Source organism: bacterium, from assembly GCA_035281585.1.
Lineage (GTDB): Bacteria > UBA10199 > UBA10199 > DSSB01 > DSSB01 > DATEDP01.
This window is the reverse complement of the sequence record DATEDP010000011.1, coordinates 13,703-28,480: the sequence shown is the minus strand read 5'-3', so window position 1 is coordinate 28,480 and position 14,778 is coordinate 13,703. Positions and strand designations below refer to the sequence as shown.

10 protein-coding genes are annotated in these 14,778 nt (G+C 60.1%); 9 read left to right on the top strand and 1 reads right to left on the bottom strand.

Annotated elements, in window-relative coordinates:
- Positions 1 to 85: 85 nt before the first annotated feature.
- The 9 genes from VJR29_00490 to VJR29_00450 all read left to right on the top strand — a co-directional run bounded on the left by VJR29_00490 (position 86) and on the right by VJR29_00450 (position 13,189).
- The gene (locus tag VJR29_00490) at positions 86 to 934 is read left to right on the top strand and encodes a DMT family transporter (GenBank protein HKY61871.1); all 849 of its coding nucleotides are present in this window, start codon (positions 86 to 88) and stop codon (positions 932 to 934) included.
- Between the two features lie 249 nt (positions 935 to 1,183).
- The gene (locus tag VJR29_00485) at positions 1,184 to 5,461 is read left to right on the top strand and encodes a choice-of-anchor Q domain-containing protein (GenBank protein ID HKY61870.1); all 4,278 of its coding nucleotides are present in this window, start codon (positions 1,184 to 1,186) and stop codon (positions 5,459 to 5,461) included.
- 21 nt (positions 5,462 to 5,482) lie between these two features.
- A complete protein-coding gene (locus VJR29_00480; GenBank protein HKY61869.1) occupies positions 5,483 to 7,570 on the top strand; it encodes a choice-of-anchor Q domain-containing protein in 2,088 nt (695 codons plus the stop codon).
- 31 nt (positions 7,571 to 7,601) lie between these two features.
- On the top strand, positions 7,602 to 10,247 hold the full coding sequence (locus VJR29_00475) for a choice-of-anchor Q domain-containing protein (protein ID HKY61868.1): 2,646 nt from the start codon (positions 7,602 to 7,604) through the stop codon (positions 10,245 to 10,247).
- A gap of 232 nt (positions 10,248 to 10,479) precedes the next feature.
- The gene (locus VJR29_00470) at positions 10,480 to 10,641 is read left to right on the top strand and encodes a hypothetical protein (protein ID HKY61867.1); all 162 of its coding nucleotides are present in this window, start codon (positions 10,480 to 10,482) and stop codon (positions 10,639 to 10,641) included.
- A gap of 86 nt (positions 10,642 to 10,727) precedes the next feature.
- The gene (locus tag VJR29_00465) at positions 10,728 to 11,555 is read left to right on the top strand and encodes a hypothetical protein (GenBank protein HKY61866.1); all 828 of its coding nucleotides are present in this window, start codon (positions 10,728 to 10,730) and stop codon (positions 11,553 to 11,555) included.
- Positions 11,556 to 11,607: 52 nt separating this feature from the next.
- Entirely contained in the window at positions 11,608 to 12,003 is a 396-nt protein-coding gene (locus VJR29_00460; protein HKY61865.1) for a hypothetical protein, read from the top strand.
- Between the two features lie 96 nt (positions 12,004 to 12,099).
- Complete coding sequence (gene rpoZ / locus VJR29_00455) at positions 12,100 to 12,309, top strand: DNA-directed RNA polymerase subunit omega (GenBank protein HKY61864.1); 210 nt, start codon at positions 12,100 to 12,102, stop codon at positions 12,307 to 12,309.
- A gap of 1 nt (position 12,310) precedes the next feature.
- On the top strand, positions 12,311 to 13,189 hold the full coding sequence (locus VJR29_00450; GenBank protein HKY61863.1) for a phosphoribosylaminoimidazolesuccinocarboxamide synthase: 879 nt from the start codon (positions 12,311 to 12,313) through the stop codon (positions 13,187 to 13,189).
- Positions 13,190 to 13,275: 86 nt separating this feature from the next.
- On the opposite strand, the gene VJR29_00445 is transcribed toward VJR29_00450, so the two are convergent.
- The gene (locus VJR29_00445) at positions 13,276 to 14,778 is read right to left on the bottom strand and encodes a SpoVR family protein (protein ID HKY61862.1); all 1,503 of its coding nucleotides are present in this window, start codon (positions 14,776 to 14,778) and stop codon (positions 13,276 to 13,278) included.

The window sequence follows — 14,778 nt, the reverse complement described above, 5'->3', positions numbered from 1 at the left end:
GAAAACGCTAATTTTGGGCCCCGGATCTAGAAAACTTATCCACAGAAGACCGGATGAAATTTTTATGTTAGCTCCGGCTTCCTTTATGCAGGGCCCTCTGTCCATGTTGCTTTCGGCGCTCTTCTTCGCGGTGATGGGCGCCTTCATCAAAGCCTTGGGCCGCGACATCCCGCTTTTCGAAATCACTTTTTTTCGAGCCGGGGTTTCGGCATTGATCCTCGGCGGGGTCATGCTGGTCCGGGGAATTCCGCTCCGGGGAAAAAATCAAAGACTCCTTCTGATCCGGGCGCTCGCCGGTTTCGCCGCCATGACGCTCAATTTTTACGCTCTTGCCCAAATTCCGCTCGGCGACGCCGCCCTCCTCAATCAAAGCTCGCCGATCTTCGTGGTCCTGCTCTCCTGGTATTTCCTCGACGAGAGGATCCCGAGCCTCTTGATGCTGCTGGTCCTGCTTTCCTTCGTCGGAATCCTCCTGGTGCTTCGGCCCAGCGGCAACCTCTTCAATGCGGCCGGGCTCGCGGGGCTGGGCGGCGCGGTTTTCGCGGCTGGGGCTTACGTGGCGATCCGCCAGCTCCATCAGACCGACTCCTTCTGGACCATGGCCTTCTATTTCATGGTGGTCGCGGCCCTGCTCTCGCTTCCGCCGATGCTCCATACTTGGGTCATGCCAAATCCGGGCCAAACTTTGCTTCTGATCGGCAGCGGGCTCTTCGGCAGCCTGGGACAGCTTTTCATGACCTATGCCTATAAAAACGACAGCGCGAGCTGGGTGGCTCCTTTCTCCTACGCCGGGGTGCTATTCAGCTTTCTTTTCGGGATCTGGTTTTTCGGCGATTCGCTGGATTGGGTTGGGGGAATGGGCGCCGGCTTGACCGTGCTCGGCGGGATCGCCCTCCTCTTCTTCAAGAGCCGGCGGGAAGAGATGACGCGCTAAGTCATTGGCAAAGTAACCAACCGGACACCATTTTGTTCCGTTTTCCCGCTTGCCAGCCTCGGCTCATCGACTACAATTCCAATTGCACTCCCAAAAGAGCAAAGCGAGGGGCAAGTTCTTCCGGGGCATCCGATATCCACAATCCCAGCCATTCAAGGGAAAGTCCATCGGGCAATCGCATCGATTCGCTGAACTGTAGCTCAACGCAAAAAATTCAAATGACGAAACGACCCATTCATGGAGGTCAGAATGCAATCGCGGACCATTCACTACTTCACCATCATCGGACTGGCGCTCGGCGCTCCCCTGTCGCTTCACGCGGCCACTTTCACTCCCAACGTCTTCGACGACCCGACGCCGGTCGCCGCACCCAACGGCTGCAACAGCGGCGGACGGTGCTCCTTGCGCGAAGCCGTCTTGGCCGCCACCGCCAGCGATGGGACCAACACCATCGCCTTAAGCGAAGGCACCTATGAATTGACGATTCCCGATGCCGGCAACCCCAGCAGCGGCGACCTCGATTTCGTCGGCACTAACTATTCCATCACCGTCCAAGGCCAGGGACCCGATAAAACGAAAATTCTGGCGGCGCCGGCCTTGAACGACCGGATCATGGAAGTGGTCGGAACCTCGGTCGACCTGACCCTTCAGGGAATCACCTTCGAGGGAGGCAACGCCGCGAGCGAGGGCGGAGCCCTTCGTTATTCGATCGGCGCCAGCGATCCCGACACCTTCAATATTCTGAACTGTAATTTTATCAACAATCATGCCGACGCCAGCGGCGGAGCCGTCTATCAAACCAGCGGGAATCCCACCATTAATATCGACGGCGGCACTTATCAGAACAACACCACCGACGCCGATGGCGGAGCGCTCTATCTTTCTCACGGCGGGAGCGCCACCGAGCTCGATTCGATCAAAAACTTGGTTATTACCGGCAACCAAGCGCTGTCCGGCCAAGCCGGCGGCATCTTGATGAGCTCCTCCAAAGGCCTCTCGGTCTCCAACGTCCAAGTCACCGGGAATCAGGCCTCGGTCTTTTCCGGTGGAATTTTCGTGGGCAACGGCGGATTCCCCATCGGTTTGGAGCTTCGCGACAGCGTGATCAGCGATAACACCGTCACCAATGGAGACGGCGGCGGATTGACCGTCAGCACCGGCGGTTTCGTTCAAATCGTCAACACGACGTTTTCGAACAACGAGGCCCAAGGTGGTGGCACGGTCGGCGGCGGTGCCAACATCTCCAACGGCGGCGGCATCCAGATTCTCGGCAGCACCTTCAGCGGGAACACCGCTTCCGACGTCGGCGGCGGCCTCTACTACACCGGCGGCAGCGGAACCGTTCACGAGTTCACCAACACCACCTTCAGCGGAAACACCGCCAACGGCACCGGCGGCGGCGGCGTTTTCACCGACCACACGTTCAGCATTTCCTATAATAACGTCACGATCGCCGACAACACCGCGGCCGGAGTGGGCGGCGGCGCCTGGTGCAGCAATGAGCCTTGCATCCTCCGCAACACCATATTGTCGGGCAATGATTCCGCCGGCCAAACCGACGACTGCGCCGGCGTTTTCGACAGCGACGGCTACAATATTTTTGGCAGCCCCAACAACGGCGACTGCGAACCCGATGGCCAGAGCGTCGGCTTCAACGCCACCGATATCGTCGGCGACCCAATGATCGGGCCTTTGGCCGACAATGGCGGTCCCACTCAAACCCACAACCTTTTGGCCGGCAGCCCCGCCATTGACGGCGGAAATCCCGGTGGCTGCATCGACGGCGAGGGCGCTTTCCTGACCACCGACCAGCGCGGTTTCGCAAAACCCTCCGGCCCCGAATGCGACATCGGCGCCGTCGAAGCGGCGGTCACCGACCTCGCGATCGCCAAGACCGCCGATGACGAGATCTACGTCGTCGGCGACGAGATCACTTATACCCTGACGGTGACCAATAACGGTCCCGGCATCAGCCCGGCCGCGGTCACGGATGCTTTGCCCGCCGAAGTCAGCTTTGTCTCGGCCGACGCCGGCTGCTCCGAGAGCGGCGGCACCGTGACCTGCGATCTCGGCACCCTCGATCCCGGGGCGAGCGCGGCGGTGAACATCGTCGTCGAGGCAAATAACGACGGCACCGTCGAGAACACGGCCACCGTCGCCGGCGCCGACATCGACACCGACCCGAGCAACGACAGCTCCAGCGTCACGGTCAATGTCCTGAGCAACGACACCGACGGCGGCGGCTGCCGGATCGGCCAGTCGCCGAGAAGCGGATCCCCCTTGGGCTGGGGAATTTTTGGAATCGCATTATTAACCGTCATCTTGCTTCGCCGGCGGATGGCGCCGCTACTCGGTGCCCTGTTGGGCGCAACGGCCCTGCTCGGCGCAACCCCGCTCGGCGCGGCCACTTTCACCCCCAACGTCTTCGACGATCCGGTGCCGGTGGCGGCGCCGAACGGCTGCACCGGTCAGGGAAGCAATCCCACCCGCTGCTCGCTGCGCGAAGCTTCCTTGTCGGCCAACGCATCGACCGAGGCCAATACCATCGTCCTAGGCGAAGGCACCTATAACCTGACGATCACCGAAGCGGGCAATCCCGAATCCGGCGATCTCGATTTCATCGCGAGCCCGTCCTTGATCACCCTCCAGGGCGCCGGCTCCGGGAAAACCATCATCAACGCCGGTCCCGATCTCGAGGAAAGGATCCTGGAAATGACCGGCGGCGAAGGTTCCCTGACCTTGACCGGAATCACCTTCCAAAACGGCGATAGCCCGGGCATCGGCGGCGCCGTCTATTTCTCGACCGGCAATAACGTCGGGACCAACGATCCGGTGACCGTCACCGATTGTCACTTCCTCAATAACCACTCGGTGTCAGGCGGTGGCGGAGCTTATCTTTCGGGCTCGAAACCCTTGATCAACATTGATGGCGCCCTCTTCGAAGGCAATTCCAGCGATGACAACGGCGGCGGCCTCTATCTCAACGGCGGAAACAGCGATCCGGCCACCTTTGTCCAAAACCTTGTCCTGCGAAACAATGAATCGCTCAATGGTAATGGCGGGGGCCTCTATCAATCGGCGCCCGATGGTATCGAGCTCGCCAACGTCGAAGCCGTCGGCAACAAAGCACTCAACGGTCAAGGTGGCGGAATTTACGTCAGCAATGGCGGAGACGAAGCCGCCATTTTGAGCGAAGCCTCGATTCGGGACAATCAATCCGGCGACAACGGCGGCGGAGCGGTTTTGAGCGTTTTCGGAAACGTGACGGTCGAAAATTCCGTCTTTTCCGGAAACACCAGCAATGGCAGCGGCGCTCTGGGCGGCGGCGCCTACATCTCCTCCGTCCTCGACGTCGACATCTCGAGCTCGACCTTTGAGAGCAACCAGCTGACTGCCTCGGGCGATGGAGCCGGAGTCTACATTTCCAATGGCGGTGGGTTCAAAGTCACCGCCGTCACGGTCAGCGGCAATTCCACCAATAACGGCAATGGTGGGGGCATTTACCACAGCGGCGCCGGTGGCGAAGCCGGCGAAATCACCAATACCACCGTGAGCGGAAACGAGGCTTCGGCCGCGGGCGGCGGCATCTTCGTCCAGCACCCTGGACTCTCCATAAACAACGTCACCGTCGCCGGAAACAGCTCGGACGATGGCGCCGGTGTCTTTGCCGCGGGTGGCGGCACCCATATCCTTCGCAATTCGATCTTCAGCGCCAACACCTCTTCCGCCAACAGCGACGACTGCGGCGGAACTTTCTTCAATAGCCAAGGTTTCAATATCTTCGGCAGCTCTTCCAACGCCAATTGCGAGCCCGACGGCTTTCCGGTTGGCAACAACCCCGAGGACATCGTCGGCGATCCGTTGATCGGGCCGCTGCAAGACAATGGAGGGCCCACCCTGACTCATAATTTGCTGGCCGGCAGCCCCGCCATCGACGGCGGCAATCCCGCCGGCTGCCAAGACGGCAGCGGAGCCGTTTTGACGATCGACCAACGCGGTTTCGTGCGGCCCTCAGGTCCCGAATGCGACATCGGCGCCGTCGAAGCGGCGGTGACTGACCTCGCGATCGTCAAGACCGCCGATGACGAGATCTATATCGTCGGCGACGAGATCACCTACACTCTGACGGTGACCAATAACGGCCCCGGTATCAGCCCGGCCATTATCACCGACACCTTGCCCTCCCAGGTCAGTCTGGTCTCGATCGACGCCGGCTGCTCCGAAAGCGGCGGCACCGTGACCTGCGATTTGGGCAGCCTTGATCCGGGCGAGAGCGCGGCGTTGAACATCATCGTCACGGCCAACAGCGACGGCACGGTCGAGAACACCGCCACCGTCGCCGGCGCCGACGTCGACACCGACCCGAGCAACGACAGCTCCAGCGTCACGGTGAACGTCCTGAGCAACGACACCGATGGCGGCGGCTGCCGGATCGGCCAGTCGGCGAGAAGCGGATCGCCCTTCGGCTGGGGAATTTTTGGAATCGGATTATTGGCGGCCATCGCGCTTCGCCGGCGGATGGCCTAGCGGACACCCAAAGGAGGCTCTATGAAATCGAGTATTGTTGGCGCTCTGTTGGGCGCAACGGCCCTGCTCGGCATTAGTCCGGCCGGCGCCACCACCTTCACCGTTAACGTCTTCGACGACCCGGTGCCCGTCGCCGCGCCGAACGGCTGCACCGGCCAGGGGAGCAATCCCACCCGCTGCTCGCTGCGCGAGGCGGTGCTATCGGCCAACGCCAATGCCGATACCGACGAGATCGTCCTTTCGGAAGGAACCTATCAATTGGCCCAGACCGGCGACGACGACACCGCCGAAGACGGTGATCTGGACTTTACCCAAGGAGGCAGCGAAGTCACGGTGGTAGGCCTGGGTTCGGACAAGACCGTCATCGACGCCGCTTTGATCAATGAGCGCATCTTCACCTATGCCGTCAGCTCGATGTCTCTTTCGGTCGAGGGAATGACCCTCCGCAACGGCAACGCCGGAACCGAAAATGGCGGAGCGATCGGCATGCCCGTTGTCGGCGGAATCGAGCTGAATCTGGCCGATTGCCGCTTTGAGAACAACCGAGCGGCCCAGGGTGGTGCGGTCGAAGTGAAAAACTCCTCCACTGCCACATTCTCCGACATCACCTTCTCGGGCAATGAGGCCACAACGGTCAGCGTCCAGGACGGCGGCGGGGCTTTGAGGGTCGGAGAGTCATCGACCCTTTCTTGGACGAACGGAACGGTCAGCGGCAACCAATCGGCTTCCGCCGGCGGAGGTATCTTTTATGTCAACGGGGCCAACGTGACGATGAGCAACATTGAGATATTCGACAACGAAGCGGCAGCCGAGGGCGGCGGTATCTTCACCCGAGGCGGCGCGGAGCTCGACTTCGCCCAAGGCCGGGTGGTTGATAACCGGGCCGGCCAGGGCGGCGGGATTTATACCCACCAGGGAAGCGCCGGCGAGGTCAACGTGTACAGCCAATTGACGATCTCGAATAACCAAGCCAGCGGCGACGGCGGCGGAATATGGACCGGCAGCAGCCTTGAGTTGCAGCTCGACGATTCCACCGTCTCGGGAAACACATCCGGCGGTGAAGGCGGCGGCTTCTTCGCCATGTTCAGCCCTATCGTCGCTCTAAATAACAGCACGATCTCCGGAAACTCCGCGACCGGAGGCGGCGGCGCCGTTTCCGGTGAGAGCGGTGCTATCTTTAACTTCCGCAACGCGACCATTTTCTCCAACACCGCCCAAGCTGCGACCGGCGGAATCCTTTCCAGCGACGTCGGACTGACGGTAACGATCGCCAATTCGGTTCTCGCCGGAAACACCTTTAACGGAGCCTTTTCCGATTGCGACGGCGTCCCGGTCGGTTCGGGCCTCACCTTCACCTCGGGCAACTACAACCTCTTCGGCGAAATCGGCGACTGCGCGGTCACAACCCTTTCCAATGACCAGACCGGCGTCAACGATCCGGGCCTGAAGGAATTGGCGGACAACGGCGGGCCCACCCAGACCCATATGCTGGAGGCCGATAGCCCGGCTCTCGACGGCGGGAATCCCGCAGGCTGCCTCGGCACCGATGGAGCCACTTTGACCACCGATCAGCGGGGTTTCGTGCGGCCCTCCGGACCCGAATGCGACATCGGCGCGGTCGAAGCCGCCTTGACCGATCTGGCGATCGTCAAGACCTCCGACGACGAAGTCTATGTTGTCGGCGACGAGATCACCTACACCCTGACGGTGATCAACAATGGGCCCAGCATCAGCCCGGCGATCGCGTCCGACATCCTGCCCGGCGAGGTCAGCTTTGTCTCGGCCGACGCCGGTTGTTCCGAAAGCGGCGGCGCCGTGACCTGCGACCTGGGCAGCCTCGATCCAGGCGAAAGCGCGGCGGTCAACATCGTCGTCGAAGCGAACAGCGACGGCACGGTCGAGAATACCGCCACCGTCAGCGGTGCCGACGTCGACACCGACCCCTCCAACGACAGCTCCAGCGTGACGGTCAACGTCATCAGAAACGACACCGACGGCGGCGGCTGCCGGATCGGCCAATCCCCAAGCCGCGGGGCTCCGCTGGGTTGGGGGCTTTTGGGAATCGGGCTATTGGCGGCCGGCTCGCTGGGCCGAAGGCGATTGAATTAGGATCAACGCTGAAGAAAAACCGAGGAGAACCATGAAAAGCACCTTGCTGAGTGTGAGTGTGTTGGTTGGGACCGCCTGCCTAGCAAGCCCACCGCTCCACGCGATCACCTTCACCCCCAACGTCTTCGACGACCCCACGCCGGTGGCCGCGCCCAACGGCTGCACCGGCGCCGGCAGCAACCCCACCCGTTGCTCGCTCCGCGAAGCCGCTCTGTCCGCCAACGCCAATCCCGGAGCCGACGTCATCGAGCTCGGCACCGGGACTTACACCTTGAGCATCCCCGAAGCCGGAAACCCGGAAAGCGGCGACCTCGATTTCAGCGAAGGCTCACCTTACGGAATCGCGATTCAAGGCCAGGGTCCGGCCAACACCAAGATTCTAGCCGCGGCCGGCTTGAACGAGCGCATTCTTCAGGTAACCGGCCCCGACGTCAGCATGACTCTCCAGGGCCTGACCTTGGAAGGCGGCAATTCACCCGGCGATGGCGGAGCCCTTTTCTCCGACACCGGGGCCACCGTCGACGCCGATCCCGTCAATATCCTGAATTGCGACTTCATCGGCAACAAAGCGGCGGGAGACGGCGGAGCCGTCATCATCGACGGCACCAACCCCACGGTCGTCATCGATGGCGGCCTTTACGACAACAACGAGAGCACCGGCTCCAACGCTGGAGCCATCGCTCTCTCGCACGGCGCCAACATCAGCCCCCTGGACCTGGTCAAAAACGTGATCTTGACCAATAATCGAGCCGTCAACGGCCAGGCCGGCGCGATTCGTCACGGAGCTCCCAACGGAGTCTCCTTCTCCAATATTCAAGCGATGGGCAACCAGGCCGAAACCGGCGGCGCGATCTACGTTTCCAATGGCGCCGGCGGAATCGCCTTCGAGCTGTTGGACAGCGTGATCAGCGAAAACGTTGCCTCCACCGGCGACGGTGGAGGGATCAGAGGCAGCGGCGGAGGGTTCTTCAAAATCGTCAACAGCACTTTCTCGGGCAACCAAGCTCCCGCCAACGGCGGCGGGGCCTTCATCAACAACGGCAGTGGGCTGCAAATCCTCGGCAGCGCCTTTAACGGAAATAGCGCCGGAAACGGTGGCGGCTTGTACCATCAGGGAAGCGGCGGAACGCTGAAGGAAATCACCAACAGCACTTTCAGCGGCAATGAAGCCGGCGTCGACGGCGGCGGCCTGATGATTCTTCGCTCGGAATTCGGTTTTTCGCTGAATAACGTCACCGTCGCCGATAACAGCGCGGCCGGCCTCGGCGGCGGAGTCTTCGGCAATCCGGTTTTGCTCCGCAACAGCATCTTCACCGCCAACAGTTCGAGCGGCAGCTCCGACGATTGCTCCGGCATCAACATCACCAGCGACGGCTATAATATTTTCGGCAGCCCCAACAACGCCGATTGCGAGCCCGACGGCTTCCCGATCGGCAACAACCCCGACGACATCGTCGGCGATCCGCTGATCGGGCCTTTGGCTGACAACGGCGGCCCGACCCAGACTCATAACTTGCTGGCCGGCAGCCCGGCGATCGACGGCGGCAACCCCGGCGGCTGCCTCGACGGCAGCGGCGCCGTCTTGACGACCGATCAGCGCGGCTTCCTCCGGCCCTCCGGCTCGGCCTGCGACATCGGGTCAGTCGAAGCCATCGTTACCGATCTTGCCATCGTCAAAACGGCCGATGACGAGATCTACGTGGTCGGCGACGAGATCACCTATACCCTGACGGTGACCAATAACGGCCCCGGCATTAGCCCGGCGGTGGTGAGCGACACTCTGCCCTCCGAGGTGACTTTGATCTCGGTCGACGCCGGCTGCGCCGAAAGCGGCGGCATCGTGACCTGCGACCTGGGCGACCTCGATCCCGGCGCCAGCGCCGCGGCCAGCGTCGTCGTCGAGGCCAACAACGATGGCACCGTCGAGAACACGGCCACGGTGTCCGGCGCTGACGTCGACACCGATCCTTCGAACGACAGCTCCAGCGTGACAATCAATGTCTTGAGCAACGACACCGATGGCGGCGGCTGCCGGATCGGTCGATCGGCCTCGAAGAGCGCTGCTCCGGCCTGGGGAATTTTCGCCATCGGCTTAAGCTCGATTCTCTGGCTTCGAAAACGGCCGATTAGCTTCTCTCGACTTCTCATCGCCGGTTTCTGCGCCCTTGGATTTCCTTCAATGGCCGCGGCTCAATCGGCCGATATTTCCATCGAAAAGACCGCCAGCGACGAGATCGTCATCGTCGGCGACAGCTTCATTTACACGCTGACCGTGACCAATCATGGTCCCGACGGCAGCGTGGCCACCATCACCGACGTTCTGCCCAGTGAGGTCGCCTTCCGGGATGCCGATGCCGGCTGCGCCGACATCGTGGGAACCGTCACTTGCGCACTCGGCACCATCGCCGCCGGCGAGAGCGTCACCGTGAACCTGACGGTCGAAGCGATCAATGACGGAATCGCCGACAATACGGCCACCGTCCTCGGTGCCTTCGACGGAAATTCCGACAACAACAGCTCCACGGTGTCGGTCGAGATTTTAAGCGACGACACCGGTGGCGGCGGCGACGGCGGGTGCCGGCTCGGCCCATCGACCCAGCCGGGATTTATTCAAAGTTGGGCAATTTTTGGAATACTGACGGCGGCGGGCTTCGCCATTCGCCGGCGTTGGAATTAAGAAATTCCTGAGGGGCACTCCGGGAAGCCGCTTCCTTTGGGAAGCGGCTTTTTTTTACCCAGTCTTAAATTCGGACACCGGGAAGGAAATCCGGCCGCGCCGCCCCCTGGCGCTCTCCGAAGCTATCTAATAAATTACAATAATTTCAATTACTTATAAGGTATCCCGAAATCGACCCACTTCGGCACCCGCCCTGCATCGCCTCCCGCCATCAGCCGATCAGGAGGCCTCCATGAAGCCCGAAGCTCTTCACGAAGAGAAAAAGCGAATCGAAGAAAAAATCCGTCAGCTCAAGTCGCGAATGGTCCAAAGCGTCGAGCAGGGCCGCTACCTGGGTCTCGATCGCCAAGTTCGCCAAGTCCAAAAAAATTACCAGCTCATGATCCGAGTTTAAAACCGACATTCACCTCTCCGTCGCGTGACGCGAGAAAAACACGGGGCCCCGGCCTTTGCCGGCCGGGGCTTTTTGAAGGAGGAACCATGTTGACCTCGATGAAAATCTTGATCGAGAAACAAATCGAAAATTGGCAAGGAGGAGCCGCGAGCACGGCGCCGCGCATGAAGACTTCGGCCTGCGGCTTCGGCCCGGCCTCTCCCCAATCGGCACTCTTGAACAACCTCCAAAATGGCGGCTGCATCCTCTCCGCCGGTCGCGGCGACACCCTCCTCGACCCCGAGCCGGTCGAGCTTCCGGTGTTTAAGCTCAAGAGCCGGCTCGAAGTGTCTCAGGATTCGCGCGAGGACGTCGCCCGCTTTTTCCAGGAGATCGGCATCGAAGGCCGGGGGGGCTTGAGCTTCCCCGAGCAGAATCCCCTCACCTTGGAGCCCATCGATTGGGAAAAGGAAATTTGCCGTAGCACCTTGCAAAATTTAAGCGCCGGCTCGGCTCGGTTGGCTCAAGCCGAAACTCTCTCCCAAGATGCCAAGCTCAACCGCCTCGTTCATTTGATGATGCTGGCCATTCGCTCCGGGAATATCTCGCTCGCCATGATGATGTTCGCTCACGTCGAATCCCGGATGGCGAATCAGATGACTCAAATTTTGATGACGAAAGTCCAAGAGATTCAAGACCGGAAGCGCAAGCTCACCCAAGACATTCAGAGCCAAAAGACCGACTCGGCCGAAGGCGCCAAGAAGCTCCAAATCCTGCAAAACGACGTTTCCCAAGCCAACGACGACATCGCGGTGCTGCAAACCTTCATCCGGGACGTAGCCCAAAACAAGCAATCCGCGGTCGAGCTGGCCAATGCCTTCCTCTCCAAGGAGCACGAGACGACGATGGCGGTGGTTCGTTCCTTCGGAAGATAATTTAAACCTTGAAATATTCGGAAAATCGAAACAGCTTAAGCGCGAGGTTGCCATGCCTAGGAAGAAAAACCCGGACGATGAGTTCCTGACTCGAGGCGTCTTTAAAAAAGAGTTAGCCGAGCTGAAAGCCGATTTGAAAGCCGAGCTGAAGGTCGAGCTAAAAGAAGCGTTTTCGGCTTTCGGCAAGGAAATGCGCCTCGAAACTCGAGAGCTTTTGATAGATTTTTACCGAGGACTGGTGGAACCCCGATTTATCAAAATCGAGGGCGAATTGGGTGGGTTGCGGGGCGAATTCGACGAGTTTAGGCACGAAACCCTCGGCCGTTTCGACGATCTTTATAAAAAGTTCGAAGACCTGCGGCAAGAATACGTCTTCACCAATCACCAGCTCAAAGGCATCGACTTTCGGCTGGAACGCCTCGAAAAGCTGAACAAGCCGACCCATTAAGTCCCGATCCAGGCCCCATATCCTTCTTGAAATCCCCGTAAAAATAAGCCATAAACACCGGCTCTAGTTGCAACACCTTGAAATACAAGGATTTTTATGGCACGCGTCACCGTCGAAGACTGTCTGGAAAAGATCGAAAACCGCTTTGCGCTCGTGCACTTGGCCTCGCGCCGGGTTCGCCAGCTGGCTAAGGGCAGCGCCCGCCTCGTCGTGAGCAAGAACAAGGACGTCGTCACCGCCCTCCGTGAGATCGCCGAAAGCCGGGTCCGGGCCATTCGCCAATCCCTTCCCGAAAAGGTTGACTAAGATGGCCGAGGCCCTGCTCGAGTCCCGTCTCAAAAGCGTTCCCCTCCTTTTCCGCGGCAAGGTCCGCGATATCTACGACTTGGGCGATGCGCTCTTGCTGGTCGCCAGCGACCGAATCTCGGCCTTCGATCACATTCTGCCCACGCCGATTCCCCGCAAGGGCGTCATTCTAACCCAGCTTTCCAATTTTTGGCTGAAGAAAACCGAAGGTTTGGTGGCCAATCACAGCCTCGACCGCCCTTTGAGCTCGGTGACCCAGGATCCCGACGAGCTTCGCCAGCTCGAGGGCCGCAGCGTCATCGTCAAGAAGGCCAAGCCGCTGCCGGTCGAGCTGATCGTTCGCGGCTACCTGGTGGGAACCGGCTATCAAGAATACACCGAGCGCGGCACGGTTTGCGGCATCGAGCTGCCCAAGGGCTTGGTTCAAGCTCAAAAGCTGGAGAAGCCGATCTTCACGCCTTCGACCAAGGCCCCCAAGGGCCAGCACGACGAGAACATTTCCTATGAAGAGATGGTGAAAACCGTCGGCGAGAAGATCGCCGCCGAGGCCCGGGACATCTGCCTCAAGATTTACTCGATCGCCGCCGAATACGCCGCAAGCCGGGGGATCATCATCGCCGACACTAAGATCGAGCTGGGCCTCTACGATGGCAAGCTGATCTTGATCGACGAGGTCCTGACCCCGGATTCCTCGCGTTTCTGGCCGGCCGATCAATACAAGACCGGGTCCAACCCGCCGAGTTACGACAAGCAGTTCGTCCGGGACTACCTGACCTCGATCAAATGGGATAAGAAGTCGAACCCGCCGGCCCTGCCCGAGGACATCGTCCGCAAAACCGCCGAGAAGTACCAAGAAGCCTTGGATAAGCTTACAAAGTAGCGGCCATTGTCATCCTGAGCGAAGCGAAGGATCTCATACCCACCAAGCCAGTCACAGATCCTTCGCTTCGCTCAGGATGACGGTTTTCACATCTGGGCCGTCTTGGCCATTTCCTGATAGGCCTTGCCGTCGTAGTAGAGAATCTTCTCGTTGCCGTCGATCTTGGTTTCCAGGGCGACCGGCCGCTTCCAGATATTGTGCAAGTTCTTCAGCGTCTCCTCGGAGTAATCGGGGCGCAGATCGACGCCGTCGTGCTGATGCACCAGATAAAGCTCGCCGCGATTCTGATAGTTGGCGTTGGTGACCCGGATGAAGGGTTGCCCGCGATTGGTCAGGGCCGAAAGCAGCTTATCCTTGATCTGCTTGAACTCCCGGCTGGCGATCTCGTAGTTCTGCTTGGAATTGTTGAAGGCGAAGGTGAAGAGCCGGTGCTCCCGGCAAAAGTCCTCGGTCAGGAAGGTGTCGATGAAATTGAGGTCGGAGTAGATCTTCCGGACCTCGAAAATCTTCTGCTTGCCCAAGCCGAGGTTGCGGTTCCAGCGCTTCTTCTCGACCATGTCGTCGCAGTCCTCGTAATCCTTGCCGAACTTGCCCTTATTCCAGCGGTCCTCGATGTCGCGGTAAAGCTCGATCCCGATCTTGTAGGGATTGAGGCTGCCGGGCCGTGAAGCCAAGGTCCCGGAATGATGGTCGGCGTAATCGATGAATTCGTCGGCCTTGAGGGCTTTCTGGGTCATGATCGTCGAATGCCAATAAGAGGCCCAGCCTTCGTTCATGATCTTGGTCTGCATCTGGGGAACGAAGTAATAGGCTTCCTCCCGGATGATCTCCAGGACGTCGCGCTGCCAGCGTTCCATCGGGGCGTGCTCGATCAAGAACAGGAGCACGTCCTGCTCGGGATGCTCCGGAAAATTCTTCTTCTGGCGCCGCTCTTCCTCGACCTTCCGCCCCTGCTCCTCGAGGAAGTCCTTGGGGTTGATGTACTTGTCCATGTAGTCCTTGCTCTTCAGCCGCGGAACGGCCGAGCGGGGGTCGGCGTCCTCATCCGCAGCGACTTCGCTGCCGTCGCGGCGGCGCCGGATCGCCGGGCCATGGGTGTCGATCAAATTCTCCAGGCTAAGGCAGACGTCGATGAAGTTCTCGACTTCCTCCATCCCGTGCTTGTCGATGAACTTCTTGATCCGGGTCTTGTGGTTGGCCATCTCGTCCATCATCTTGCGGTTGGTGTGGGCGAAGTAAACGTTCTGCTTGAAAAAGTCGGAGTGGCCGTAAACGTGGGCCATCACCAGCTTCTGGTCGACCAGCGAATTGGAGTGCAGCAAATAAGCGTAGGACGGGTTGTTGTTGATGACCATCTCGTAAATCTTGGAGAGCCCGTAGGAATAGGACTTGGAGAGCTGCTCGTACTCCATTCCGAAGCGCCAGTGGGGGTAGCGGTTGGGGAATCCGCCATAGGCCGCGACCATGTTGATCTGGTTCCAGTCCAGGACTTCGAAGATCACCGGGAAATAGTCGAGCCCGTATTCCTGGGCGTAGCCCTCGATTTCTTGGCGGATCGCCTCCAGTTCGGGCCCCAGCTCGGTCGTCAT